The 25,742-nt window shown below is 65.9% G+C and carries 29 protein-coding genes; 14 read left to right on the top strand and 15 right to left on the bottom strand.

Going from position 1 to position 25,742, the window contains the following annotated elements; translation table 11 throughout:
• Positions 1–113 precede the first annotated feature (113 nt).
• From J2X50_RS22675 to J2X50_RS22635, 9 genes are all read left to right on the top strand, one after another.
• Positions 114–788 (top strand): response regulator transcription factor, encoded by a 675-nt coding sequence (locus J2X50_RS22675; protein WP_429098234.1) that lies wholly within the window; start codon positions 114–116, stop codon positions 786–788.
• Positions 788–2,176, top strand: coding sequence for a sensor histidine kinase (locus tag J2X50_RS22670; RefSeq protein WP_429098232.1), 1,389 nt, complete (start codon positions 788–790; stop codon positions 2,174–2,176). The genes J2X50_RS22675 and J2X50_RS22670 overlap by 1 nt, the downstream gene beginning before the upstream one ends.
• Positions 2,177–2,230: 54 nt before the next feature.
• A complete protein-coding gene (locus J2X50_RS22665) occupies positions 2,231–3,934 on the top strand; it encodes a diguanylate cyclase (RefSeq protein ID WP_429098230.1) in 1,704 nt (567 codons plus the stop codon).
• Between the two features lie 144 nt (positions 3,935–4,078).
• Positions 4,079–4,828 (top strand): YebC/PmpR family DNA-binding transcriptional regulator, encoded by a 750-nt coding sequence (locus J2X50_RS22660; RefSeq protein WP_429098228.1) that lies wholly within the window; start codon positions 4,079–4,081, stop codon positions 4,826–4,828.
• A gap of 120 nt (positions 4,829–4,948) precedes the next feature.
• Positions 4,949–5,737 carry an RDD family protein gene (locus J2X50_RS22655; RefSeq protein ID WP_429098227.1) on the top strand — a complete coding sequence of 263 codons (789 nt, stop codon included), beginning with the start codon at positions 4,949–4,951 and terminating at the stop codon, positions 5,735–5,737.
• Complete coding sequence (locus tag J2X50_RS22650; RefSeq protein ID WP_429098225.1) at positions 5,734–6,036, top strand: SelT/SelW/SelH family protein; 303 nt, start codon at positions 5,734–5,736, stop codon at positions 6,034–6,036. The genes J2X50_RS22655 and J2X50_RS22650 overlap by 4 nt, the downstream gene beginning before the upstream one ends.
• 98 nt (positions 6,037–6,134) lie before the next feature.
• Entirely contained in the window at positions 6,135–7,211 is a 1,077-nt protein-coding gene (locus J2X50_RS22645; protein ID WP_429098223.1) for a D-alanine--D-alanine ligase family protein, read from the top strand.
• Positions 7,208–7,771 carry a TetR/AcrR family transcriptional regulator gene (locus tag J2X50_RS22640; RefSeq protein ID WP_429098222.1) on the top strand — a complete coding sequence of 188 codons (564 nt, stop codon included), beginning with the start codon at positions 7,208–7,210 and terminating at the stop codon, positions 7,769–7,771. Before J2X50_RS22645 ends, J2X50_RS22640 begins: the two co-directional genes overlap by 4 nt.
• Before the next feature lie 149 nt (positions 7,772–7,920).
• Positions 7,921–8,583 (top strand): DUF3291 domain-containing protein, encoded by a 663-nt coding sequence (locus J2X50_RS22635; protein ID WP_429098221.1) that lies wholly within the window; start codon positions 7,921–7,923, stop codon positions 8,581–8,583.
• Positions 8,584–8,719: 136 nt separating this feature from the next.
• On the opposite strand, the gene J2X50_RS22630 is transcribed toward J2X50_RS22635, so the two are convergent.
• Both J2X50_RS22630 and rpmE read right to left on the bottom strand, forming a co-directional pair.
• Positions 8,720–9,223 carry a hypothetical protein gene (locus J2X50_RS22630; RefSeq protein WP_429098219.1) on the bottom strand — a complete coding sequence of 168 codons (504 nt, stop codon included), beginning with the start codon at positions 9,221–9,223 and terminating at the stop codon, positions 8,720–8,722.
• A 102-nt stretch (positions 9,224–9,325) separates the two neighbouring features.
• Complete coding sequence (rpmE, locus tag J2X50_RS22625) at positions 9,326–9,547, bottom strand: 50S ribosomal protein L31 (RefSeq protein ID WP_340037911.1); 222 nt, start codon at positions 9,545–9,547, stop codon at positions 9,326–9,328.
• A 188-nt stretch (positions 9,548–9,735) separates the two neighbouring features.
• Between rpmE and J2X50_RS22620 the strand changes: the two genes are divergently transcribed.
• A complete protein-coding gene (locus J2X50_RS22620; RefSeq protein WP_429098217.1) occupies positions 9,736–11,541 on the top strand; it encodes an ABC transporter transmembrane domain-containing protein in 1,806 nt (601 codons plus the stop codon).
• Positions 11,542–11,545: 4 nt separating this feature from the next.
• Here the strand turns inward: J2X50_RS22620 and J2X50_RS22615 are convergent, their stop codons facing one another.
• Positions 11,546–12,235 carry a nitroreductase family protein gene (locus J2X50_RS22615; protein ID WP_429098277.1) on the bottom strand — a complete coding sequence of 230 codons (690 nt, stop codon included), beginning with the start codon at positions 12,233–12,235 and terminating at the stop codon, positions 11,546–11,548.
• Positions 12,236–12,388: 153 nt separating this feature from the next.
• A complete protein-coding gene (locus tag J2X50_RS22610; protein ID WP_429098282.1) occupies positions 12,389–12,622 on the bottom strand; it encodes a hypothetical protein in 234 nt (77 codons plus the stop codon).
• Between J2X50_RS22610 and J2X50_RS22605 the strand changes: the two genes are divergently transcribed.
• Positions 12,518–12,736: a BrnT family toxin gene (locus J2X50_RS22605; protein ID WP_429098276.1), complete on the top strand. Its 219-nt coding sequence runs from the start codon at positions 12,518–12,520 to the stop codon at positions 12,734–12,736. The genes J2X50_RS22610 and J2X50_RS22605 overlap by 105 nt on opposite strands.
• Before the next feature lie 154 nt (positions 12,737–12,890).
• Positions 12,891–13,061: a YegP family protein gene (locus J2X50_RS22600; RefSeq protein WP_429098274.1), complete on the top strand. Its 171-nt coding sequence runs from the start codon at positions 12,891–12,893 to the stop codon at positions 13,059–13,061.
• A gap of 7 nt (positions 13,062–13,068) precedes the next feature.
• Here J2X50_RS22600 and J2X50_RS22595 read toward each other — a convergent pair whose 3' ends face one another.
• Together J2X50_RS22595 and J2X50_RS22590 are read right to left on the bottom strand one after the other, a co-directional pair.
• Complete coding sequence (locus J2X50_RS22595; protein WP_429098216.1) at positions 13,069–14,724, bottom strand: FAD-binding dehydrogenase; 1,656 nt, start codon at positions 14,722–14,724, stop codon at positions 13,069–13,071.
• A 140-nt stretch (positions 14,725–14,864) separates the two neighbouring features.
• Positions 14,865–16,349 carry a carboxypeptidase M32 gene (locus tag J2X50_RS22590; protein ID WP_429098215.1) on the bottom strand — a complete coding sequence of 495 codons (1,485 nt, stop codon included), beginning with the start codon at positions 16,347–16,349 and terminating at the stop codon, positions 14,865–14,867.
• Positions 16,350–16,486: 137 nt separating this feature from the next.
• Between J2X50_RS22590 and J2X50_RS22585 the strand changes: the two genes are divergently transcribed.
• A complete protein-coding gene (locus tag J2X50_RS22585) occupies positions 16,487–16,840 on the top strand; it encodes a DUF1304 domain-containing protein (protein ID WP_429098213.1) in 354 nt (117 codons plus the stop codon).
• A 45-nt stretch (positions 16,841–16,885) separates the two neighbouring features.
• Here J2X50_RS22585 and J2X50_RS22580 read toward each other — a convergent pair whose 3' ends face one another.
• The 8 genes from J2X50_RS22580 to J2X50_RS22545 all read right to left on the bottom strand — a co-directional run bounded on the left by J2X50_RS22580 (position 16,886) and on the right by J2X50_RS22545 (position 23,913).
• Positions 16,886–17,287: a hypothetical protein gene (locus tag J2X50_RS22580; protein ID WP_429098212.1), complete on the bottom strand. Its 402-nt coding sequence runs from the start codon at positions 17,285–17,287 to the stop codon at positions 16,886–16,888.
• Positions 17,288–17,610: 323 nt separating this feature from the next.
• On the bottom strand, positions 17,611–18,642 hold the full coding sequence (locus J2X50_RS22575) for a peptidoglycan -binding protein (protein WP_429098210.1): 1,032 nt from the start codon (positions 18,640–18,642) through the stop codon (positions 17,611–17,613).
• Positions 18,643–19,665: a MotA/TolQ/ExbB proton channel family protein gene (locus J2X50_RS22570; protein ID WP_429098209.1), complete on the bottom strand. Its 1,023-nt coding sequence runs from the start codon at positions 19,663–19,665 to the stop codon at positions 18,643–18,645.
• A gap of 197 nt (positions 19,666–19,862) precedes the next feature.
• The gene (gene trhA, locus J2X50_RS22565; RefSeq protein ID WP_429098207.1) at positions 19,863–20,552 is read right to left on the bottom strand and encodes a PAQR family membrane homeostasis protein TrhA; all 690 of its coding nucleotides are present in this window, start codon (positions 20,550–20,552) and stop codon (positions 19,863–19,865) included.
• 76 nt (positions 20,553–20,628) lie between these two features.
• Positions 20,629–21,429, bottom strand: coding sequence for an inositol monophosphatase family protein (locus tag J2X50_RS22560; RefSeq protein ID WP_429098205.1), 801 nt, complete (start codon positions 21,427–21,429; stop codon positions 20,629–20,631).
• A 33-nt stretch (positions 21,430–21,462) separates the two neighbouring features.
• On the bottom strand, positions 21,463–22,029 hold the full coding sequence (gene efp, locus J2X50_RS22555) for an elongation factor P (protein ID WP_340037925.1): 567 nt from the start codon (positions 22,027–22,029) through the stop codon (positions 21,463–21,465).
• A 106-nt stretch (positions 22,030–22,135) separates the two neighbouring features.
• Positions 22,136–23,263, bottom strand: a complete 1,128-nt coding sequence (locus tag J2X50_RS22550; RefSeq protein ID WP_429098203.1) for a tetratricopeptide repeat protein — start codon at positions 23,261–23,263, stop codon at positions 22,136–22,138.
• On the bottom strand, positions 23,263–23,913 hold the full coding sequence (locus J2X50_RS22545) for a thiamine phosphate synthase (RefSeq protein ID WP_429098201.1): 651 nt from the start codon (positions 23,911–23,913) through the stop codon (positions 23,263–23,265). Before J2X50_RS22545 ends, J2X50_RS22550 begins: the two co-directional genes overlap by 1 nt.
• Before the next feature lie 175 nt (positions 23,914–24,088).
• On the opposite strand from J2X50_RS22545, the gene J2X50_RS22540 reads away from it, so the two are divergent.
• Complete coding sequence (locus tag J2X50_RS22540) at positions 24,089–24,862, top strand: sulfite exporter TauE/SafE family protein (protein ID WP_429098199.1); 774 nt, start codon at positions 24,089–24,091, stop codon at positions 24,860–24,862.
• Here the strand turns inward: J2X50_RS22540 and J2X50_RS22535 are convergent.
• The coding region (locus tag J2X50_RS22535) for a hypothetical protein (RefSeq protein ID WP_429098197.1) at positions 24,832–25,742 on the bottom strand (911 nt) is incomplete at its 5' end. The genes J2X50_RS22540 and J2X50_RS22535 overlap by 31 nt on opposite strands.

Raw genomic sequence — 25,742 nt, 5'->3', positions numbered from 1 at the left:
GCGAGACCATGCAACAGCCCGGCCTTGGACACAACGGCGAAGCACGCTACGCAGCTCTGGACCTTTGCCCAACGAATAGGCATCGTTCGGGCGGCAGCGGCAGGGAGATTTCGGTGCGCATTCTGGTGGTCGAGGACAACGCCACGCTGGCCGGCGGGCTTGCCGCAGTGCTCAGGGGCAGCGGCTACGCCGTCGACGTCGTCGGCGACGGCACTTCGGCGGTTGCCGTGCTTGCCGCCGAGCGCTTCGATCTCGTCATCCTCGACCTCAATCTGCCCGAGATGGACGGGCTCGAAGTGCTGCGCACCATGCGCGGGCGCCAGCACGACGCGGCGGTGCTGATCCTGTCGGCGCGCCACTCGCTCGACGAGCGGGTGAAAGGCCTCGACCTCGGCGCCGACGATTACATGGTCAAGCCCTTCGACGTCGGCGAGCTCGAGGCCAGGGTGCGCACGCTGCTGCGCCGCCGCGCCGGACTCAAGGCCTCCACCGTCACCTTCGGCGAGGTACTGCTCGACCTCAACACCCGCAGCTTCTCCTCGCACGGGGCGGCGATCGACATTCCGGCGCGCGAACTCGCACTGCTCGAGACGCTGTTCATGCGCGCCGGCAAGGTGGTGGCCAAGCAGGCGATCATCGAATCGCTCGCCGGTTTCGACGAGGACCTCAGCGCCAACGCCATCGAGCAATATGTCAGCCGCCTGCGCAAACGGCTCGCGCCCTATGGGCTGACCGTGCGCACGGCGCGCGGCATCGGCTACTATCTCGAAAAACTGCCCAGTCCCTGATGCCACGGACGAAAACCTATTCGCTGCGACGCCGGCTGCTCTTGTGGCTGCTCGTGCCGCTGGTCGCCATCGGCCTGATCGCGCTGGCCGACACCTACAACGAGGCGGTCGACACGGCGAATGCCGTCTCCGACCGGGTGCTGGCCGGCTCGGCGCTGGCGATTGCCGAGCGGGTGGTGGTGGCGGAGAACGGCGCGCTCGAGGTCGACATACCCTATGTCGCTCTCGAAATGCTGACTTCCGCCGCGCAGGACCGGGTGTTCTACCGGGTCGACGGCCCCGACGGCTTCATCACCGGCTACCAGAACTTGCCGGTGATCGAAGGCCTCGGCCAGGAGGAAAGCGGCTATTCGGACGCGACCTTCCGCGGCGAGCCGATCCGGCTGACCTCGCTGGCGCGTGCCGCCTCGACCGGGGCGACGTCGATCCCCTTCGTCGTCACGGTCGCCGAAACGACCATCGCCAGGACCCAGCTGGCGCAGACCATTCTCTTGCGCTCGGCGCTCAGGCTGGCGATCCTGATCGGCAGTGCGGCGGCCATCGTCTGGATGGCCGTCACCTTCTCCCTCAGGCCGCTCTACCGGCTGCGCGACGCGATTGCCGAGCGCAATCCGGACGACCTGCACCCGATCGAGCAGTCGGTGCCCAAGGAGGTGCGCGGGCTGGTCGACACGGTCAATTCCTTCATGGGCCGCCTGGGCTCGGCGCTCGGCGCCATGCGTCACTTCACCGGCAACGCCAGCCATCAGCTGCGCACGCCGCTGACCATCATCCGCACCCAGCTGGCGCTGTCGTCGCGCGCCCATTCCCTGGAAGAGGCACGCCGCGCCGCCCGCATCGGCGACGAGGCCGTCGCTCACGCCGAACGCGTCATCGCCCAGCTGCTGCTGCTCGCCAAGGTCGACCAGGCCGCCTCCGAACGGCTGAAGAGCATGGGCGCGGTGGACATGACCGATCTCGCCCGCACGCTCACCGCCGACCGCATCACCCAGGCCCATGCCGCGGGCATCGACCTCGGCTTCGAGGGCGAGGAAGCTTTCTACATGCGCGGTGAGCCGATGCTGCTCGGCGAGATGATCCGCAACCTGATCGAGAACGCGCTCGCCTATGCCGGCTCGGGCGCCGAGGCGACGGTGAAGGTGCTGCGCGAGGGCGAGGACGTTATGCTCGAAGTCGAGGACACCGGGCCGGGCATCCCCGCATCCGAACTCGAGACCGTGCGCCAGCGCTTCGCCCGCGGCCGCGCCGGCGACCAGCCTGGTGCCGGCCTCGGCCTGCCGATCGTCGAGGAGATCGCCGCGCTGTTCGGCGGCAGGCTGGAGCTGTCCGCGGGTGCGGAAGACCGCGGGCTGCGTGTGCGGATAAGGTTCCCCGAAGCTTCCGCCTAGACGCGCCGCGGGCGGATCGAGACTGCAGCGGCTCGGCCCGATTGCAACCATGCATTGGAAGCCCGTCTGGCCGGGAACACCCTCGCAGCCGAAGCAGATGACGCTACGGCATCCACAGCGTCATTCCGCCGCAACCGCGAGACAACCACAGGGCGAATTCGATGTTGCTTATTAAGCCCAAGTGAACTGTTTTCGACGATAGTCGGGATGAAGGGGCGTTTTGACGCGAACGGAAGGAATATGCTCGCTGCCAGTCAACGCCACCACCCAGCAGATATCAGCATTGCGCAAAGGTCACTGGTCTCCCTGACCGTTGGGGCGGCAGTCCTCGTCGCATCGCTTTTCGGGATATTTACCCGCCCAGTCGGTTTCCTGGCCGCGGTATGGCCGGCGAACGCCATTCTCCTGGGCCTGATGGTGCGCAACCCCGCCTATGCCACGGCTTCCGGATGGCTGGCGGCCTTCGCCGGCTACATCGCCGCGGACTTCATCACCGGCAGCGACCTGCGCACCAATCTCTGGCTGTCCTCCGCCAATATGGCGGGCGCCATGGCCGGCTTTGCGCTGTTCTCTCTGTTGTCCGAAGACATCCGCAGGCTGCGCCGCTCGATCTCGGTGCTCTATCTGTTCGCCGTCTGCTGCGCGGCGGCGGTGGCGGCGGCAATCGTCAGCGCCGCCGGAGCAGCGCTGCTGTTCGGCCGCGACATCACGGACGGCATGGCATTCTGGTTCGTCAGCGAACTGGTCAACAACCTTGTCGTCCTGCCCGTCATCCTGACCTTTCCGGGTACCGGCACGCTGATGCGCCAATGGCGGAATCCGCTGGCGGCGAACCTAGCCACCCTGCTGCACGCCGCGCCCGCCGCAGCTCTTGCCGCCTCGGTCGGCGTGGGCATTGTCGTGGGCGGTCCGGGCGCACTCGCCTTCCCCATCCCGGCCCTGCTGTGGTGCGCGCTGACCTACAGCCTGTTCACCACGACCACGCTGACCATGTTGATGTCGACCTGGCTGCTGATCTCGCTCCCAGCACAGCTGATCCCCTTGTCGAAGCTGCCGAACCCGCTTCGGCTGCTCGACTCGATCCGGCTGGGCGTAGCACTGATGGCGCTCGGCCCGCTGACGGTTGCGAGCACGAACGCGGCGCGCAAGGAACTGATAGACCGGCTGTTCAAGGCCGCGAATTTCGATTCCCTCACCGGGGCGCTGTCGCGCGGCGCGTTCATGGAACGGGCGAAATCCCGCCTCGCGGAACTGTCGCGCGGCCCGCGCGGCGTCGCGCTGCTGACGATCGATCTCGACTACTTCAAGCGCGTCAACGACCGTTTCGGTCATGCCGCGGGCGACGCCGTGCTGACCGAATTCGTCCGCCTGGTTTCCCCCGAACTCCGGGGGACCGACCTGTTCGGCCGGACCGGCGGCGAGGAATTCGCGGTGCTTTTGCCGCAGGCCGACCTGATCGAGGCGACCGGCATGGCCGAGCGCATGCGCCTCGCGGTGGAGCGGGCGGACCTGACGCTGCCGTCGGGCCAGCACCTGCGCATGAGCGTCAGCATCGGGGTCGCGGCCTGCACCGCCGCCGAGGTCAAGGGGCTCGACGAGCTTCTGCTGGTCGCCGACCGGGCGCTCTATGAGGCCAAGACCGCCGGTCGCAACATGGTGCGCGTCGGAGGTTGCGGCGCGGACGGCGGCAGGGAAAGCACGGCCTCGGATGCCGCCGAGGACCATGATGGCCGGCCCGTCCGGAAGCGCGCGCAATGACACCGTGGGCGACGCTCAGTCATCGGCGCGGCGTGGCCCCGTTTTCACGAGGCCTCGAAAGCCCGGAAGTCTGGACGTATTGAGCCGATTTATCTATAACGCCGGCCATTCCAACACTCGCCGAAGCGACAGAACAGGGGTCCCATGGCCGGCCATTCACAATTCAAGAACATCATGCACCGCAAGGGCCGCCAGGACGCGGTGCGCTCGAAGATGTTCTCCAAGCTCGCGCGCGAAATCACCGTGGCAGCAAAGACCGGCGTGCCCGACCCGGCGATGAACCCGCGCCTGCGCCTGGCGGTACAGAATGCCAAGGCCGTGTCGATGCCCAAGGACAACATCGCGCGCGCCATCTCCAAGGCTTCGATGGGCGACGCCGAGAACTACGAGGAAGTGCGCTACGAGGGCTATGGCCCCGGTGGCATAGCCCTCATCGTCGAGGCGCTGACCGACAACCGCAACCGCACCGCTTCCAACGTGCGCGCCGCCTTCACCAAGGCCGGCGGCGCGATGGGCGAAACCGGCTCGGTGTCGTTCATGTGGGACCGCGTCGGCGAGATCGTCTACGCCGCCAAGGCCGGTGACGCCGACAAGGTCATGGACGCGGCGATCGAAGCCGGCGCCGACGACGTGCAGTCGGACGAGGACGGCCACACCATCACCTGCGCTTTCGAAAACCTCGGCGAAGTCTCCAGGGCGCTGGAAGCCTCGCTCGGCGACGCCGAGTCGGTGAAGATCATCTGGAAGCCGCAGAACAACATCCCCGTCGACGAAGAGCGCGCCCAGTCGCTGATGAAGCTGGTCGCCACCCTCGAGGACGACGACGACGTGCAGAACGTCTACGCCAACTTCGAAGTCGATGACGAAACGCTGGCCAAGCTCAGCGCGGCGTAAGCCGGTCTGCATGGACTGAGGTTGATATCATTGGCGCCGGTCGAAAATCCTCGACCGGCGCCAATTGCGTTTTGAGAACAGATGGACGAGCCTCGCCTCAGGCGGGAGATTTCGTTCAAAATGACATTTATCGAAGTGGTTCAGGCCAGGGCTGGATTCTGGCGACGCGTTGGCGCGCTGATGATTGATTGCGTCGTGACGATGTTACTACTGGTGCCAGCGCAACTATTGATTGCTGTACTTTTCCTGCAAACCCATGGTGCCGTGCAAGGCAACCTCGGACCAGCATCACTGAACTGCGCACCTGTGACCGAGCTTCCACAGCGGCTTGAGCCTCCGCCGCCTCCCAGCTTCACGTCGACCATGGATTGCGCGGCGTCCATCTTCGGGTTTCAAACGTCGCGAACCTTGCTGATCGTCAAAGTCGACGGCAACGGGCAAGCACAAACCTTTGCCACGTGGGGCTATTCCCTCGGGCCGGATGGTCAGGCAGTTGACGCCTTTGACGTGAGTTGGCTCGGCAGCGTTGTGTTCTTGGCCTATCTTGTCCTGATGGAAACTTGGCGAGGGGCCACGCTCGGCAAACAGGCAGTCAGTATTCGAGTTGTAGACGGCCGAACGCCATCGAGAGTCGGCCTACCATTGAGGAAAGCAGTTACACGCCAACTGGCTATGATGATCGGCATCGTCCCCGCTTTCGTCGTCATGTACTGGTGGCAAGGCAAATTGTTCGCCGAAGGCGCGGCCCAGGAGTTTTCTACGCTGCTGAGCCCAAGCTACATCGCATCGACGGCAATCACCGGTATGATCCAGGTCGCCTGGCTGATCTGGATCATCGTTTCGGTTTCCAGGAAGCGCGATCCGATCTATGACCGGATTGCAGGAACCAGTGTATTGAGAACTTCATGAGCCTTCCCCAGATCCGCATCACCTACTGCACCCAGTGCATGTGGCTGCTTCGTGCCGGCTGGATGGCGCAGGAACTGCTGTCGACCTTCGGCACCGAGCTTGGCGAGGTGACGCTGGTGCCGGGCACCGGCGGCATCTTCACCATCACCTGCAATGGCGCACTGATCTGGGACCGCAAGCGCGACGGCGGCTTTCCCGACGCGGCCCAGCTCAAGCAGCTGGTGCGCGACGTGATCGACCCCGACCGTGACCTCGGCCATTCCGACCGCAAGGGCCACAAGGCCAAGGGCGAGGCGTGAGAGCGGCGCGTCTCGCGCCACGCGCCACAGATAAGCTGGAATCGCCGGCCACTCGGTAGGCTGCCTATTAAGGCGGTTCGGCGCTTGCGGGAGAAAGCATGACCACGAAACCACGCATCGCAGTGCTGTTCGGCGGGCGCTCCGCCGAGCACGACGTTTCCATCATGTCCGCGAGCAACGTGGTCAAGGCGATCGACCAGGCGCGGCACGAGGTGGTGCCGATCGGCATTTCCCGCGACGGGCGGTGGCTGCTGGCCGAACTCGACCGGAACGGCGCCCTGCCGACTGCCGTGCCCGCCGGCGGCACCGAGGTGGCGCTGGTGCCCGGCGGCAAGGGGCGGCTGGTCGCCCTGCCCCAGGGCCAGGCGCCGTTCGAGCTGCCGAAGGTCGACGTGCTGTTTCCGGTGCTGCACGGCCCGTTCGGCGAGGACGGCTCGGTGCAGGGCCTCGCCGAGGTGGCCGACATTGCCTATGTCGGCTGCGGCGTGCTCGGCTCGGCCAATGCCATGGACAAGGACACGGCAAAGCGGCTGATGAAGGAGGCCGGGCTGCCGGTCGCCCGCGGCATTACAGTGCATGCCGGCGACAAGCCGGGCTTCGAAGCGGTGAAGGCAACGCTCGGTGTGCCCGTCTTCGTCAAGCCGGCGCGGCAGGGATCGTCTGTCGGGGTCGGCAAGGCCGAGACGGAAGAGCAGCTGGACAAGGCGCTGGCCGAGGCCTTCAGGCACGACCGCAAGGTGCTGATCGAGGAGTTCATCGCCGGCCGCGAGGTCGAGTTCGCGGTGCTCGAGGCACCCGACGGCTCCATCTCCGTCTCCGTGCCGGGCGAGATCGTGCCGGCAGCGAGCCACGGCTTCTACACCTACGAGGCCAAGTACATCGACGCCGACGGCGCCGCGCTGCGTATTCCCGCCGAGCTGCCCGACGGCGCCACCGCCAAGCTGCAGCAGATTGCCCGCGGCGCCTTCCTGGCGCTGGGCTGCGAGAGCATGGCGCGGGTGGATTTCTTCGTGAAGGCGGACGGCTCGGCGCTGGTCAACGAGGTCAACACCATCCCCGGCTTCACCAACATCAGCATGTATCCAAAGACGATGGCGGCATCGGGCGTCTCTTATCCCGAGTTGGTCGGCCGGCTGATCGAGCACGCCGTGGCGCGCTGGAAGCGCCAGGGTTGAAGCAAGAAGGCCGGGGCGACCCGGCCTTTTCCTTAGATGGAGCGGGCGAACGCGCCGGCGTGTCGATCGGCTCGCTCTACCAGTACTTCCCCGACAAGGGCGCCATCGTGCGCACGCTGGCCGAGCGCTACAACGCCGAGGGCCGCGCCTGCATCGCCGACGGGCTGACAGGCGTGCGCGACATGGACGGCCTGCTCCAGGCCTTCGCCGGGCTGATCGACACCTATTACGGCATCTTCCTCGCCGAGCCGGTGATGCGCGACATCTGGTCGGGCACGCAGGCCGACAAGGCGCTGCGCGACATCGACCTGCGCGACAGCCGCGCCAACGGGGCGCTGCTGGCGGAGGCCTGGAGCCGCGTCGCGCCGGGCGCCGACGCAGTCGAAGTCGAACGCAAGGCGTTCTTGATCATGTCGCTGGGCGAAGCGACGATGCGGCTGGCGATCTCGGTGGAGAGGGAAGAAGGCGACGCGCTGGTGGCCGACTACAAGGCGATGGCGTTGCGGGAAATCGAGGCGTTCAGCGGCGACGTCCCCCTCCCCCTTGTGGGGAGGGGTTAGGGGTGGGGGTATTCTCCCCTTCCCGGCCCGAGACTGGAGATACCCCCACCCTTTATCCCTCCCCACAAGGGGGAGGGAGGGCGTCCGCGCTGCGAGAGCCTCGGCATCGCCAATGCCACACCTCAACACCCGATCGAGGAGATGTTAGGGTGCACCTCGCCCCCACCACGACGCCTGAGAAGACCATTCTCAGCGGGCCATTTTGCAGTTATTTCAGGTTGCTTTTGCTCTTCAATAAGTACTTCGATAAGAGAGAATCGATGAAAGGAAAAAACCTGGCGCTGTACACCTTTGGTGTACTTCGCACGCCTGCCGCCGATCCCCAGAACCAGGGCTTCCACGATCGCAACGACATCAACTTTGCTGCTGCCGAGGCCAGCCAAGGGTTTGTCGCACGATCCGGCTATGAGGATGAGCCTGGTCCGGCAAGTTGGGGTAAACAGGTTTTTCCTCGGTTCTACCTGGAACGAGGCGATGAATGGTCGCCTTCGACGCTATCGCTCTGGAAAGACCTGGCGTCGCCGATGGCCTATTCCTACGCTGGAATTCATGCCGAAGCCCGCAGACATGGCCGAGAGTGGTTTATCAAGCCCGAGTGGCCGCTGTATGCGCTATGGTGGGCTGACGACGATCACACGCCGACCTGGGCAGAGGCCATCGCAAGGCACGAACATCTGCATGACCATGGCGCTCAGCCATTCGCATTCGATTTCAAGAAGCCGTTTGATCAAGCGGGTCTGCCGACGACGATCGATCGCGAAAGATTCAGGCACTATGTTCAGCTGAACGAAGAAAGGCAGGCCTCGACCTAGCCGCAAGGGCCTCGACCTGCCCTTCACCCCTGACGCGCAACAAAAAAACCCGCCACAAGGGCGGGTTTTCCGTATTCCGTGAAGCAGGGCCGGCTTAGATGAAGGGCGCCTACGCGACATACGCAGCAATACGAGCCTAGATCGCGCCGAATTGGCGTTGGAGCATTTCGGTTCGTTCATCCTCACCACAGAGGGCAAGGCGTCCCAATGACAACTGTTTGCGGTGCAAGGCGACGACGGCCAATGCGCACGTCACGATCGTTGGTTCCGACTCGGTCCTCAAATCACGCAAGGCCAGCTCAAAGAGGTGTTGCCATGCCTCAGCATAGTCACGCTCCAGCCATCCGGGGACCGGAGGATTTCGTCGAAAAAGCAGCCGCGCCTCTTCGATCGTTGCGGCCAGACCGCAAAGCGCCCAATGCGCAGGATGGTGCTGGGCGGAGATCCTGACCAACTCGGGAACAGCGGCATAGGACGCATCACCAACATCCCCTTGATGATGCAGCTCGCTCAAGAGTTCGTCCCATGCGGTGCTGTCGCCGTAGTCCTTCGCAAGCAGGTCGATTGCGTGGCGGGGATCGTAGGCGACCTTGTATCCGCCTGTCAGGCCAGACCATCGCTCGTCACTCAAATCCAGCATGGCTCTCTCACGAAATGGGACATGCAATGATTAGCGCGTCCGACGGCAACAAAAAACCCGCCACGAGGGCGGGTTCCTTGTATTCCGTGAAGCAGGGCCGGCTTAGATGCCGAGGCCTTCGTAGCGCTTCTTGAACTTCGACAGACGGCCACCGCGGTCGAGCAGCGTCTGCTGGCCGCCGGTCCAGGCCGGGTGCGTGGTCGGGTCGATATCGAGGTTCATCGTATCGCCTTCCTTGCCCCAGGTGGAGCGGGTAAAATACTCGGTGCCATTGGTCATGACGACCTTGATGGTGTGGTAGTCGGGATGGATATCGGCCTTCATCGCTCTGTTCCTGCTGTCGCGGCGCGGCTTGCGCAGGTGTCCTGCGGCGATGCGCCTCTTCCTAAACTTCGAAGCCGCAGCTAGATAGGCCACGGCTTCAGAAACGGTCGGCGTGCCTATACATCAGCCGATTTCGAATCACAAGGCCGCGCAGCCGGCAAATGGGCCGCGGCCCGAAGGGAAAATTCATGGCGGATACGACCGAGAGCGCGAACCAGGAGCGCAGGCGTTCGCTGCGTCCGCTCAGCCGCCTGTCCCCCTACCTCGGCCGCTACCCCAAGCTGGTCGTCGGCGCGATCATCTCGCTGGTCCTTGCCGCCGTGACCACGCTGACACTGCCGATCGCCGTCCGCCGCATGATCGACCACGGCTTCTCGTCGTCCGATTCCAGCTTCATCGCCAGGTATTTCGGCATGCTGGTGGCAATCGCCGCCCTGCTCGCGCTCGCCTCGGCCTGCCGCTACTATTTCGTCATCACGCTCGGCGAACGGGTCGTCTCCGACCTGCGCCGCGACGTCTTCGCCCATGTGACCAGGCTCTCCCCGGCCTTCTTCGACACGGCCATGTCGGGCGAGATCGTCTCGCGCCTGACCGCCGACACGACGCAGATCAAATCGGCGGTCGGCGCCACCGCCTCCGTCGCCCTGCGCAACGTCATCCTCGGGCTGGGTGCGCTCGCCATGATGGTGGTGACCAGCCCGAAGCTATCCGGCCTGGTGATCGCCGCGATCCCGCTGATCGTCTTGCCGCTGGTCGCCTTCGGCCGCTCGGTGCGCCGCAAGTCGCGTACGGCACAGGACACGCTTGCCAACGCCACCGCCTTCGCCAGCGAACAGATCGGCGCCATCCGCACCCTGCAGGCCTTCACCAACGAGAAGCTGGTGACCGGACGCTTCGCCGCCGCGGTGGAGACCGCGTTCCAGGCGGCCCGCGCCTCGGTGCTGGCGCGCGCCATCCTGACCTTCTTCGCCATCTTCACCATCTTCGCCTCGGTGGTGGCAGTACTCTGGTTCGGCTCGCGCGACGTGCTCGAAGGCACGATCTCGCCCGGCACGCTCGGCCAGTTCCTGCTCTATTCGGTCTTCGCCGCCGGTGCGCTGGGCGCGCTCTCGGAAGTGTGGGGCGAACTGAGCGCCGCCGCAGGCGCTGCCGAACGGATCACCGAGATCCTGGCCGAGAAGTCGACCGTCGCGGCCCCTGCCTCGCCGCTGCCGCTGCCGGCCAAAAGCCCGGGCGCCATCGAATTCCGCGACGTAACCTTCTCCTATCCGGTGCGGCCGGACCGCGCCGCGGTCCATGGCCTGAGCTTCACGGTCAAGCCGGGCGAGACGGTCGCCATCGTCGGCCCGTCCGGCGCCGGCAAGAGCACCGTGTTCTCACTGCTCCTGCGCTTCTACGATCCGGAGAGCGGTGCGGTGCTGATCGACGGCGTCGACCTCCAGAAGGCCGATCCCGAGGCGGTGCGCGCGCGCATCGCCATCGTGCCGCAGGACGTGACGATCTTCGCAAGCTCGGCCGCCGACAATATCGGTTTCGGCCGCCCCGGCGCGACGCAGAAGGAGATCGAGGCCGCGGCAAGCGCGGCACTCGCGGACGAGTTCATCGACAAGCTGCAGGACGGCTACGGCACCCAGGTCGGCGAGCGCGGCGTGACCCTTTCCGGCGGCCAGCGCCAGCGCATCGCCATTGCCCGCGCCATCCTGCGCAGCGCGCCGATCCTTTTGCTCGATGAGGCGACGTCGGCGCTCGACGCGCAGAGCGAGAAGCAGGTGCAGACCGCGCTCGAACACCTGATGCAGGGCCGCACCACCATCGTCATCGCCCATCGCCTCGCGACCGTGCTCAAGGCCGACCGCATCCTGGTCATGGATGGCGGCCAGGTGGTCGAGGAAGGCACGCACCAGAGCCTGGTCGCCAGGGGCGGCGTCTATGCGCGTCTCGCCAAGCTGCAGTTCGACGCCGGCGCCAGCGCCCTGCAGGGCGCGGCGGAGTAGCCCGTCAGAGGAACGTCGCGATCTCCGACAGCGGCCGCTTTTCCATCGCATGCGCAGGGATGGTGGCGCCGTCCTTCGGATAGCCGACGACCATCAGGATATAGGGCTTGTCGTGCGGGTCGCGGCCGCAAATCTCGTTGAGGAAGCTCATCGGGTTCGGCGTATGCGTGAGCATGGCGAGCCCCGCCCGGTGGAGCGCCGCGATCAGGAAGCCGGTGGCGATGCTGACCGATTCCGGCACGTAGTAGTTCTTGCGCGAAACGCCGTCGGCCGAGCGGCTCTTGCGCTCGCCGAAGATGCAGATGAGCCAAGGCGCCTCCTCGAGGAAGGGTTTCGAGGCATCGGTGCCGAGCGGCGCCAGCGCTTTCAGCCACTCCTCACCGGCGCGGCCCTCGTAGAAGGCACGCTCCTCGACTTCCGCCGCCTCGCGGATCTGCCGCTTGATCTCCGCATCGCCGATGACGGCGAAATGCCAGGGCTGGTGGTTGGCGCCGTTGGGCGCGGTGCCGGCGGCCAGGATGCAGGTCTCGATGATGTCGCGCGGCACCGGCCGGGTGGAGAAATCGCGCACCGTGTGGCGCGTGCGGATCTCGTCATAGAAGGCCTGGGCATCGGCCCGCATCTCCTCGACCGGCTTTTCCACGTAGTCGGGCAGAGGCACGGCACGGTAGGCGTGGGCGGACTGTATGGTCATCGTCTGCTGCTCGTCATGCTGTGCTGGGGCTGCCAGCTTGGGCGGCACGACGGCGTTCGTCAATCGGGCAGATTCTCCAAGTTTTCTGCGACAGCAACCGAAATCTCTCATAGATCAGCAACACTCAGCACTTTCCCTCACAACGATGTTTACCTATTGTTGCATCGACACTTTCCACGACCACCATGTGATCTCCAATTCTGAGCGATGAGAATTGACGGTTTCGACTGGGATGGCGGCAATTGGCCTAAATGTGCCAGGCACGGGCTTTCCAAGGTTCAGATCGAATCGATCTTCGATGGAGAACTGGGCATTTTCGATGACCCTTTCGACGCCGCCGACGAGCATCGGTTCCGCGCGATCGGGCGTGACGGTCAGGGACGACACATATTCATCGTGTTTTGCATCCGTGATCTGCGTGGCTTAAAATTGCTCCGCCCGATCAGCGCCAGATACATGCACGCAAGGGAAATCAGGCACTATGAGCAGCAAAAAGCTTAAGCCTCTTCCTGACTTTGCGACCGACGAGGAAGCCGAGCGCTTTGTCGATGAGGCTGACCTGACCGAATTCGACCTGTCTGGAACCAGATCGGTTGTTGTACGTACCAGCAAGGAGCAGCCGGCACCGAGCAGAACAACGCCGTTCCGCTTCGAGATCTACAAGGACCGCTCCGGCAGCTTCCATTTTCGATTTCTCGCAGCCGGCGGCGAGGTGACCTTCAGTTCCGAGGCGTTCCAGACGAAGGCGGAGGCCCTCATTGCGATCGAGTCCATTCGCGCCAACGCCGTCGGCGCGACAATTGTGGACAGAACCTTAGCTGCCTGAACAACGTCTAAATTAGCCGAGCACTCCTCCCCGCATTCCTGCCCGAGAAGATGCAGCCGCCGAGGAACGTGCCTTCGAGCGCGTTGTAGCCGTGGTAGCCGCCGCCGCCGAAGCCGGCGACCTCGCCGGCCGCATAGAGGCCGGGGACCGGCTCGCCGGCTGCGTCCAGCACCTGGCCGTCGAGATTGGTGTGCAGGCCGCCCAGCGTCTTGCGCGTAAGCACGTTGAGGCGGACGGCGATCAGCGGGCCGTTGGCCGGGTCGAGGATCTTGTGCGGCCTGGCCGTGCGGACCAGCCGGTCGCCGAGATACTTCCGTGCCCCATGGATGGCGGTGACCTGGACGTCCTTGGAGAAGGGATTGTCGATCTCGCGGTCGCGGGCGGCGATCTGGGCGTGCAGGCGGTCATGGTCGATGAGGTCGCTGCCGACAAGCGCGTTCATGCCGGCGACCAGTTCCGGCAGGCTGTCGCGGACGACGAAGTCCTCGCCGTGCTGCTTGAAGGCCTCGACCGAAGGCGGCGCACCCTTGGCGCGGCGGCTCTTCAGCACCTCGATCCAGCGCTTCGAGGTCAGGTCCGGGTTCTGCTCGGAGCCGGACAGCGCGAATTCCTTCCTGATGATCTTCTGGGTCAGCACGAACCAGGAATAGTCGTGGCCGGTGGAGAGGATGCGCCGGAGCGTGCCGAGCGTGTCGAAGCCGGGCAGGAAGGGTGCCTCGAGCCGCTCGCCGAGAGCGTCGAACCACAGCGACGATGGGCCGGGCAGGATCCGGATGCCGTGGTTCGGCCAGATCGGGCTCCAGTTGGTCAGCCCCTCGGTGTAGTGCCACATGCGGTCGCGGTTGATGACGGTGCCGCCCGCAGCTTCCGTGATCGCGATCATGCGGCCGTCGACGTGATGCGGCACGCCGGCGACCATCTTCTTGGGCGGCGGGCCGAGGCGATCGACCGGCCAGGCCTTGCGGACGAGGTCGTGGTTGCCGCCGATACCGCCGGAGGCGACGATGACGGCATCCGCGTGAACCTCGAAATCGCCGATCACGACGCGGCTCGACCGCCGGCCGCGCTCGACGGTCGATGGTTCCAGGATCTCGCCGGCGACGCCCGTTACGGCGCCGTTCGCCTTGATGAGCCGGCTCGCCTGACGGCGGAACCTGAGCGCGATGCGGCCTGCCGCTTCGTGTTCCCGCACCCGGCGCAGGAATGGCTCGAGCACGCCGGGACCGGTGCCCCAGGTGACATGGAAGCGCGGCACGGAGTTGCCGTGGCCATGGGCGAGCGCGCCGCCCCGCTCGGCCCAGCCGACGACCGGGAACCAGCGCATGCCCTGTCCATGGAGCCAGGGCCGCATCTCGCCGGCGGCGAAGTCGACGAAGGCTTCGGCGACCTTGCGCGGCCAGAAATCCTCGGGCCGGTCGAACTGCGCCGAACCCAGCCAGTCCTGCAGGGCAAGTTCGCGGCTGTCCCGGATGCGCATGCGCCGCTGCTCGGGGCTGTCTATGAAGAACAGTCCCCCGAGCGACCAGAAGGCCTGGCCGCCGAGCGAATTCTCACCTTCCTGTTCGAGGACGACGACGCGCCTGCCCCTGTCGGCGAGTTCGGCCGCGGCAACGAGACCGGCGATCCCACCGCCCACGACGATCGCATCCGCCCGTTCCGCCACCTGCCCCTCCCAAGGTCTCGTGGTTTGGACGCGAGTTTCGGGGAATGGTCCGCAAGTTCAAGCGGAAAGTCGGTACGTCGAGATACCGCAGCGGAAAGGCGCCATGCTTGCGGCGCCTTTCCGAAGTCTTGTCGGGTCGCTCAGCGTCCGTAGCGCTTCTTGAGGTGGGCGGTGAAATAGGCCGCGTTCAGCCTTTCGCCCGTGGCGCGTTCGAGCAGTTCCGGCGTCGACCAGCGCGACCCTTGCGACCAGATGTTCTTCCCGCGCCACTCGTTGATCATCCCGAAATGACCCCTGGCGATCTCGTCGTTGACGGCCGGATGCTGCCTGACGATCGCCGCCCATTGCTGTGCCGCCATCATCGCGCCCAGCGTGTAGGAAGGGAAGTAGCCGAAGGCGCCGCCCGGCCAGTGCACGTCCTGCATCGGGCCGTCGGCCGGGTTGTCGATGGTGGACAGGCCGAGATACTCGCGCATCTTGGCGTCCCACGCCTCGGGAAGGTCCGAGACGGCCAGGCGGCCGGCGACCAGTTCCTGCTCCAGCTCGTAGCGCAGGATGACGTGCAGCGGATAGGTGACCTCGTCGGCGTCGACGCGGATCAGCCCGCGCTCGACCTGGTGAACATGCGGCAATATCTCGTCGAGCGACCAGCTTTCGCCGAGATGTTGCTCGACCAGCGGCAGCGCCCAGCGCCAGAAGGCCGGGTTGCGGCCGAGCTGCTTTTCGACGAACAGGCTCTGGCTCTCGTGCACGGCCATGCCGCGCGCCTTGCCGAGCGGCCAGTGCGACCAGGCCTGGGGCAGATTCTGTTCGTAGAGCGCGTGCCCGGTCTCGTGCAGCACGCCCATCAGGGCGGACAGGAAATCGCCGGTCTTGTAGCGCGTGGTGATGCGCACGTCGGTCGGCACCCCGCCGCAGAAGGGGTGGTGCGACACCGACAGGCTGCCGCGGGTGAGGTCGAAGCCGATGGCCGCCATCATCGCCAGCCCGAGTTCGCGCTGGCGCTCGACCGCATAGACGCCGGACAGCGGGCGCACCGGCTGCGTGGCGCGCCGCTCGTCCTGCACCGCAAGCGCCTCGGGAACGAAGTCCTTCAGGAACGCCTTCAGGTCGGCGAAGACCGGCGTGATGTCGGCGGTGCGGTTGCCCGGGTCGTACTGCTCCATCAACGCGTCGTAGGGATCGAGCCCCAGCGCGTCCGAGCGCAACGCCGCCTCCTCACGCACCAGCGCGACCACCCCCTCCAGCGCCGGCTCGAAGCCCGCCCAGTCGTTCTTTGCCCTGAGGTCGCGCCACAGCTGCTCCGAGCGCAGCCGCGCCGCGGTGAAGCGCTCGACGAATTCGGACGGAAGGCAGGTCATGTTGGTGTACTGGCGGCGGAACTCCGCGAGCGCGGCCGCCTGCTCCTCGTTGAGGACCTCCTTCTCCGCCGCGACGATCCAGTCGGCGATCTCGGGCGCGGTGGCCTGACGATGGTGCATGCCGGCCAGCGCCGACATCGCCTCCGCGCGCTTGGCGCCGCCGCCGACCGCCATGTGGGTCGCCTCGTCGGCCCCGAGGATGGCGAGGGCATGTTCCAAGGCTTCGAGCCTGCGGCCGAGTTCGTCGAGCTTGGCAAAGGACATGGCGACTCCTGTGTTGCGGAATTGGCCGAAAGGATACGAAACGCTGCCGCGCCGCAAGCCCGTTCGGCTGGTCCAGGCTTGCCCGGCATTCGTCCGGCATGGTGAGGTGGGCGATCGGCGCAACAAGGCGGGGAAGAATGCTGGCTAAGGCACTGGTCGGGCTTGTGGCCCTCATCCATCTCTACATCGTCTATCTGGAAATGGTGCTGTGGGACACGCCGCGCGGCCACAAGGCCTTCGGCCTCAAGCCCGATTTCGCCAGGGCCTCGCGGGTTCTGGCCGCCAACCAGGGCCTCTACAACGGCTTTCTCGCCGCCGGACTGCTGTGGGGGCTGGCGCTGGGAGAAGCGGGCCGGGCAGTCCAGGTTTTCTTCCTGGTCTGCGTCGCCATCGCCGGGCTGTTCGGCGCGGCGACCGTGAGCCGCAAGATCCTGTTCATCCAGACGCTGCCGGCCGCATTGGCGCTGCTGGCGCTGTGGCTGGGCTGGTAGGCGCCCCCGGATCGCTCCGGGGAGCGCCGCTGCACCAGGAAGGCGTCAGCCCCGCATCGCGTCGCGGCCGACCTGGTCGTCCAGGCCGGTGATCCGGGCCATGAGCTGACGGTATTCGCCGCCGGGGATCATACCGCTAGCGGCATCGGCGACCGCCGCCTTGCGGACCGCCGCGACCTGCGCTTCGAGCGAGCGCGCCTCGGCCGGCGTGATCAGCTTCGCCTTGCGGTCGGAGACGATGCGGGCATTGGCATCGTGCAGGTCGTTGAGCACGGCGCTCAACTGGCCGCCCGGCACATAGGTGGAAAGCGGCGCGGCGTCGGTACCGTGGTCGTCACGCTCGATGGAGCGGAAATGCGGTTCGTGCGGAGAGGCCGCATAGGCCGCAGCCAGCGGCGTGCAGATGAGCAGAGCGGCAAGGGAAGTCCTGAAGGTCAAAGAGCGCATGGTAGCGTCTCCCGAAGATTGTCGGGGAACCGATGCTCCCCGGACCGAGCAGCCCGTCCGGTTCCGTCGCGTCGCGGTGGGAGGCCATCGCCGGCGGTTCCCGGACTGCCGGAGGAGTCTAGGTCCGCGCCCCAAGCCAGGCCTAATTAAGAAAAGATAATGTTTGCGCGCCCGCAGCAGCCGCAATCGGCTCCCGGCTGCCGCAACTCCGCCCCAATTGGGGCATCCCGGCAGCGCACGAAATCTTGATCCGGAGCGGCGGGCACCGTGACGAATGACCGCCGCTCACGCTGCTTCTTGGCCGCATTCGTGCGACGCCAGACCTAGCGCTCGGTGAGCTTGAGCTCGATGCGGCGGTTCTTGGAGCGCGCCTCGGGCGTGTCGGCGGTGTCGAGCGGCTGGAATTCGCCGAAGCCGGCAGCCACCAGACGATTGGCGGGCACCCCGTTCTCGATCAGGAACTTGACCACCGAAGTCGAGCGCGCCGACGAAAGCTCCCAGTTGTCGCGGTATCGCCCGGTGCCCGAGAGCGGGATGTTGTCGGTGTGGCCATCGACGCGCAGCACCCAGCTGATCTCCGGCGGGATTTCCTTCTGCAGCTCGATGATCGCGTCGGCGAGCTTCTTCATCTCGACCTTGCCGGCGTCGTTGATCTGCTCCGAGCCGGTCGGGAACAAGACCTCCGACTGGAAGACGAAACGGTCGCCGACGATGCGGATGTTCTCGCGGTCGGAGAGGATCTCGCGCAGCCGGCCGAAGAAGTCGGAGCGATAGCGGTTCAGCTCCTGCACGCGCTGGGCCAGCGCCACGTTGAGACGGCGGCCGAGGTCGGCGATCTTGGTGTTGGATTCCTTGTCGCGCGCCTCGGAGGCATTGAGCGCCTCCTCGAGCGCCGCGATCTGCTTGCGCAGCGCCGAAATCTGCTGGTTGAGCAGTTCGACCTGGCTGAGCGCCCGCTGGCTGATCTGGCGCTCGCTGTCGAGCTGGCCGGAAAGCTCGCCGATGCGCACGTTGGCCGCATCGCCGGCGCCCGCGCCTTGCGCCAGGAGCTGCTCGAGCCGGCTCTTCTCCGCTTCGGCGGAGGACAGCGACGCCTGCAGATTGGCGAGCGCATCCTCGGCGTCCTGCGAGTTCGATTTCTCCAGCGCCAGAAGCTGGGTCAGCTCGTTGATCTGGGAATTCAGCCGGTTGAGCACCTCGTCCTTGCCGGAAATCTCGCGGCTGAGCAGGAACTGCGCCAGCACGAAGACCGAAAGCAGGAACATGATGGCGAGCAAAAGCGTCGACAGCGCGTCGACGAATCCCGGCCAGTAGTCGATGCGGCGGTCGCCGCGCCGCCCGCGCGCCAACGCCACTTAGTGGACTCCCTCTTTCTTGAGGGCGTCGGCGATCTTTTCGAGCGTGGTGCGCATGGCTTTCTGTTCGTCGGACTGGGCTTCGACCCAGTCGCGCATGATCTGCTGTTCGCTGCGCATGTTCTTGACCAGGCCGGAGATGCCGTCGGCGAGGTTGGCCATGGCGGCGGCGACGCGCGGATTGGAGCCGCCCTGCTCCTGCAGGTGGCGAAGGCGCTCGGAGAGCACGCGGATCTCGTCGGAGGACGAGCCGTTCTTGGCATCGGCGACGACCATGTCGGAGGAGAGGTCGGTGACGGTCGACAGCCAGTTCTCGAGTTCGGTGTAGAAGCGCGTCTGGGCGCGGCCGGCCTGGAGATCGAGGAAGCCCAGTACGAGCGAGCCCGAAAGGCCGAAGAGCGACGACGAGAACGCCGTGCCCATGCCCTGCAGCGGCGCGGCGAGACCGGCCTTGAGCGCCTCGAGCACGGCGGCGGCGTCGCCGGAGCCCGGATCGAGGGCCTGGATGGTGTCGCCGATCGAACCGATGGTCTGCAACAGGCCCCAGAAGGTGCCGAGCAGGCCGAGGAAGACGAGCAGGCCGACGAGGTAGCGCGAGACGTCGCGCGTCTCGTCGAGGCGAGTGGCGATCGAATCGAGCATCGTGCGCATCGAACTGGCCGAAAACGCCATCGACGAGGAACGGCTGAGCATCGCCTTCATCGGTGCCAGCAGCACGGGTTCTGTGACCTCGGAGCCGGCGCGGAAGGAATTGACCCAGCGCACTTCGCGGAACAGCCGCCCCACCTGCACGAAGGCGAGCCCGATGCCGACGACGAGCACGCCGATGATCAGGCCGTTGAGCCCGGGGTTGGTGACGAAGGCGTTCGAGATCTGGCGCGTCAGGATCGCTGCGATGAAGGCGACGATCGCCAGGAAGATGATCATCGTCAGCAGGAACACCTGCGGACTGGACAAGCGGTGCGGGTCGTAGCTGAGGACGTCCGAGCCTCTGCCCGACCCGAGTGATTTCAACAATGCCATCGGCGCCCCGGTTTCCAATTCCCCGCGGTCAGGGCGCCGCGCCTCGACTGGGAGGTGGCTGGGGCGCTCTGGAACCAAGTGTTTGCGCATCGCGCCGCCCAAGCCGACCCCGGCATCGGACCGATGCATCAATGGACCAAGACTGTAAGCGGAAATGTGACGAAAATGAAAGACGCTTGCGCGCAGCCGATGCGGTATCAGAGCCGCGCCACCACCAGAAGGTCGATCATCGCCGCGACATGCAGACCCGCCCCGGCGATGACGAAGCCGTGCCACACCGCGCTCTGGAAGCGCAAGCCGTGGCGGGCATAGAACATCACGCCGCAGGAATAGACGACGCCCCCGGCGAGCAGCAGCCAGAGCGTGGCCGGCGGCAGGGCGGCGCCGAGCGGCCGCGCCACGACGATGCCGCTCCAGCCGAGCGCAAGGTAGAAGACGAGCGCGAGCCGGTCGAACCGCCCGGGCAGGAAAAGCTTGACCCATATGCCGACGACGGCCGCGACCCAGACGACGCCGGCCATCCATGCGGCGGTGACGCGATCGGGCAATTGCGCCAGGAACGGCGTGTAGGTGGCCGCGATCAGAAGGAAGATGCCGGCGTGGTCGAAGCGGCGCAGCACCCATTTCGCCGGCGAGACCGGCCAGAGATTGTAGGCGAGCGAAACCGACAGGGAGGTGAGCAGCGCGACGACGAAGAACACGGCTGCGATGTATTCGCCGAAAGCCGCGTGGAAGGCCGCGACGGAAAGCAGCGCCGAGCCGGCAGCAATTGCCAGCACGATGCCGACCACATGCACCACCCCGTCGGCGATGAGTTCGGCGCGCGAAAGGGCGAAGCGCCCGGTGACGGGCACGGAAGCCTCGGCCGTGCGGATATTGTCCGTCATCGCTCGCCCCTGCGCCTTCGACCAATATGGCCGGGCGCAGGCGGGGTAGGCAAGGTAGCTAAAAGGGCAAAGGCGGTCAGCGCGGGGTGACCGGCTTCTTCAGCGTCTTGAGCAGGGCCTTGTGGATGAGCTCGTTGCCGACGACGATCGAGCCGCCCTCGAGCATGTCCTGGCCGCCCTTGCCGTCGGAGACGAAGCCGCCGGCCTCGCGCACGAGCAGGATGCCGGCAGCGACGTCCCAGGGCGATAGCGCCGTCTCCCAGAAGCCGTCCATGCGGCCGGCGGCGACGTAGGCGAGGTCGAGCGCGGCCGAGCCGAGGCGGCGGACGCCGGCCACCTCGGCCATGACGTTGCGCAGTTCGAGCAGGAAGTTGCCGTGGTGGCCGCGGCCGAGATGCGGCACGCCGCAGCCGATGACCGCGTCCGTCAGCTTGGTGCGCCCCGAGACGCGCAGGCGACGGTCGTTGAGGAACGCGCCACCGCCGCGCTCGGCGGTGTAGAGCTCGTCCATCGCCGGGTTGTAGACCACGGCCGCGACGATCTGGCCCTGCCGTTCCAGCGCGATCGAGATCGAGAACACCGGGATGCCGTGCAGGAAGTTGGTGGTGCCGTCGAGCGGATCGACGATCCAGCGGTGCTGGCTGTCCTCGCCTTCGACGGCGCCGCGCTCTTCCATCAGGAAGCCGTAGCCGGGACGGGCCTTGGCGAGCTCGGTGAAGATGATCTCCTCGGCCTTGCGGTCGGCCTGGGAGACGTAGTCGCCGGGACCTTTCAGCGAGACCTGCAGGTTCTGCACCTCGCCGAAGTCGCGCCCCAGCGACCGGCCGGCCTTCATTGCGGCCTGCACCATGACATTGATGATCGCCGAACGCGCCATTCTCTAGACCCTCGGGACTTCAGGTTGACGAGATCAGTCCGCGCGGCGGACGTAGGTGATCTCGTTGGTGTCGACGATGATGCGCTCGCCCGACGAGATGAAGGGCGGCACCAGCACGCGGACGCCGTTTTCGAGCACCGCCGGCTTGTAGGACGAGGCGGCCGTCTGGCCCTTCACGACGGGGTCGGCTTCGGTGATGGTCAGCGTCACCTGGTCGGGCAGCGCGATGCCGATCGGACGCTCTTCGTAGAGCTCGACGGTCACCATCATGCCGTCCTGCAGGAAGGCGGCGCGGTCGCCGACGAAATCCTTGAGCAGTTCGAGCTGCTCGTAGCTCTCGGTGTCCATGAACACCAGCGCATCGCCCTGCTCGTAGAGGAAGGAGAAGTCCTTCTGTTCGAGGCGGACGCGCTCGACGGTCTCGGCCGAACGGAAGCGTTCGTTGAGCTTGGTGCCGTTGATGAGATTCTTGAGTTCGACCTGGTTGTAGGCGCCGCCCTTGCCGGGCTTCACCGCGTTGGTCTTGACCGCCACCCACAGGCCGCCGTCATGCTCGATGACGTTGCCGGGACGGATTTCGTTGCCGTTGATCTTGGCCATGATTTGATTCCGGAAGAGAGCATTGCGCCGCTGGAGGGGCGCCATCGGCGCTTCCAAGACCACAAAATGCCCTTCTAGGCAAGAGAAGTCGCGCTTTTGGCGACAATCAGCGGATGCGGTTGGCCCGTTCCAGCGCCTGCTTCATCTCATCGTCGGTGAGGCCGCGCAGAAAATCGTCCATTTCGGGATCGGTCAGGCCGGCGCGCCGAGCCACTATGTACCAGGCGCCCGCCAGGATCGGATCCGGCTCGACGCCGATGCCGCCCATGTAGAACTTGGCGAGGCGGTTGCGGGCGGCAACGTTGCCGCTGTCGGCCGCGAGCTTCATCCAGCCGAAGGCCGATTTCAGGTCGCGGTCGCCGCCACGCCCGTCGACCATCCACAGCGACAGGTCGAATTGCGCGGTGTCGTAGTTCTGACGTGCGGCCTGGACGAGCAGCAGCCGCGCCCGGCGGTCGTCGCGCAGCTTGCCGCCGACGCCGTTGGCGTAGACCTGCGCCATCGCATATTGCGCATCCGCAAGCCCGGTCTCGGCGGACCGCTCGTAATAAGGGACGGCCTTGACGAGGCCTTTCTCGCCAGCCTCGCGCTGCACCAGCATCTGGGCATAGTTGAACTGCGCGAAGCGGTTTCCGGCCTCGGCCGCCGCCTGCATCAGCGCAGTCGCCGCCTTCTCGTCGCGGGTGACGTACTTCCCGTCGAGCAGCAGCAGCGCATATTGGAACTGCGCCTCGGGCACGCCCTGCTCGGCGGCGCGCTGGTACCATCTGGCAGCCTCGGTATCGTTGCGCGGCATGCCCAGGCCGCGGGAGAGTATCTCGGCAACAAGCGTCTGCGCCGCAGCGTCGCCGGCCTCGGCCCGCGGCAGGCCCAGATTGTAGGCGGTCTTGTAGAGGCCGCGCTGGAAAGCGCCATACGGCTCGTCGGTCGCCTTGCCGCCGAAGCGGTTGGGATCGATGCCGTCGGGCGCCTTTGCAGCGGGATTTGCGCCGAGATCGGACGGGGACGCGGGAGCCGCCTCAGGCTGCCCGGCCGGGGTCGTCTGCGCCGCGGGTGCCGCCCCCTCCGCCGGGGCCGGCCCGAAACGGCTCGGATCGATCGTGTCGGCCGGCTTGCCGAGCGCGGGCACGGCGCCTGCATCCGACGGATTGAGCAGCCCGCCCTCCACCGCGGCCGCGGGCTGGAGCCCGAAGCCCAGGCACAGCGTTGCAGCGAGAAGGCCAGGGCGCCGCATCACTGTTCCTCGAAGCTCGGGGCGGTTTCGTCGAGCATCGCGTTGGCGCGGGCCACCGCGTCGCGCGGATCGACGCCATCGCCGAACACCGCCGCCGACAGGGCGACGAATTCGGCACCGGTCGCGGCCACGGCCTGAACGGATGCGATGTCGGAACCGGCCATGACGATGCACGGGATCTCGATCATCTCGGCCCACCACTCGCCCAGCGACAGGTTGCGCGGGTGCGGTTCGGGCTTGTTGTCGTAGCCGAAGCGGCCGAAGAACATGTAGTCGGGACGTTCTTCGCCCAGCTCGAGCGCGTCGTCGCGGGTCTTGGCGCCGCCGGTGCCGACCATGAGCCGGTCCTGGTGTCGCTCGATGGCATCGGCTAGCTCTTCCCTGCGGCCTTCGACGTGAATGCCGTCGGCGTGGATACGCCCGGCGATGCGGGTATCCCCGGCAACCACCACGGCCACGCCGGCGGCGCGCGCCGTGGCGGCGACCTTCTCGGCGAAGCCCTGGAACGAAGCCTCGTCGACACCTTCGGCCGTCAGGATCAGCGAGGCGACGTCGCCGCCGCCAAGAGCCGCCTCGACCGCGAGCGGCGGCACGGACGGCGGCACAATCAGCACGATGCGGCAGCGATTGGGCGGCGTGTCTGCGTTCATCTTCCTCGATCCGACTGACTGTCGCCTATGCAAGGCGAACATGTTTGCATTGGGGCATAGAACAAAGTGCCGCCGTTGAACAGGACGCACGGCCTGGCCCAAGCATATGAAAAGACAGGCGCGGCTCTCGCCAACCGGCGGCAATGCCGCTATGGGGCGATGACAGAGGCTCTCCATGACCGCGCTTCTCCTCGACCCATGGTTCTACGCAGCCGCCGTTCCGGCGGTGATTCTCGTCGGCCTGTCGAAGGGCGGCTTCGGCGGCGCAGTCGGCTTCGTCGGCGTGCCGCTGATGGCGCTGGCGATGTCGCCGGTGCAGGCGGCGGCCATCCTGCTGCCCATCCTCATCCTGATGGACGTCGTGTCGCTGTGGACATGGCGCGGCGTCTTCGACCGCACGATCCTGCGGCAGATGCTGCCGGGCTCGATCGTCGGCATCGGCGTCGGCTGGCTGACCGCCTCGATGGTGACGGTGGACATGGTGAGATTCATCGTCGGCGCCATCGCCATCGCCTTCGTGGCGCGCTGGGTCTATACGAGCCTCCGGCACGGCGCCGACCACAGGTCCCAGCCGAACGCGACAGCCGGGGCCTTCTGGGGCTCGGTCGCCGGCTTCACCAGCTTCGTGGCCCATGTCGGGGGCCCGCCCTTCCAGGTCTACACCCTGCCGCTCAAGCTCGACCCGAAGCTCCTGACGGGCACCAGCGTGATCTTCTTCGCGGTGACCAACGCCATCAAGCTGGTGCCGTATTTCGCGCTTGGCCAGTTCGACGCCACCAACCTGACCGCCTCGCTTGCGCTGATGCCGCTGGCGCCCCTGGCGACGCTTGCCGGCGCCTGGCTGGTGCGCCGGATGCGGCCGGAGATATTCTACCCCTTCACCTACGCCACGGTCGCTCTCGTCGCGGTGAAGCTGCTCTATGACGGGGTAACGGCCAATTTCGGCTGACCGTTCGAGGCCCCCAGCTCGATCTGCGAGGCGGGGAACAGGTCGGGAGAGATTTGTTCGGCCTTCCGATTCCGTTCCGACGTAAGGCGATCCAACACATCGCTGTAGTCCGTGACTATCTTGGCCACGGCTTTGCTCAAGACATCCTTACCGACGAACTGCTGAAGTATGAGTGCCACCAGCAAGGGCCGAATTTCGTTCTGCTCGCTTGCTTCCGTAACGAGCTTGATACGCTCGGAGATGCGTAGCTTTTCCTCAGCAGTCAGATTTTGCATCAATTCGGTGCACAGAGCCGCGAGCGTGGTGCTGGCAAAATCGTGAGGAATCTTCCGGAGGTCCTTCGGCAACTCATCAATTCGGCGAAAGGCACGCGTCCGGTCAACGCCCCTGTCAGCAGTCTTCTGGAATATCTCGATCAAGGCAGAAGGGCCTATGCCGATATCCTGTCCCCCGATGGACATGCGCGCGAAAGCGCTCCTCATGACGACGAGAGAGCCGAAGGCCGCAGCAACTACGCGAAGTAGCTGAATTGAAGGGCAAACTGTATTTATATCCTCGTCAGTACAAGCTTTGTATTGCAGCAAATCTGGCGTAACGGAGTTGAGGATGTAGAGGGCAATGACGCCAACTATGCCGTTGAAAGCGATATAGAATATCGCGGGAGACGATTTGAGCGAGTCCATTGGATTGTCGCGATACCGAGCCAAAAGCTCTCCCAGCGCGACCAACGCGGACAATAGAAAGACAAAGAGATAATTCACGGCCGCCCCCACAGCGTCCCTCTGAGAGGCTGTTTGGAAAATCGGATTTGAGGGATTCCCGCCGGGCGTGAAACGTGATTCAGGGCGCGGATGTGGACCGAATCGAGCCGTTGCCGGAT

The organism is Aminobacter sp. BE322, assembly GCF_050433525.1.
In the GTDB taxonomy this organism is placed as follows: Bacteria; Pseudomonadota; Alphaproteobacteria; order Rhizobiales; family Rhizobiaceae; genus Aminobacter.
The sequence above is the reverse complement of the archived record's forward strand: the minus strand, read 5'-3'. Positions and strand labels throughout refer to the sequence as shown.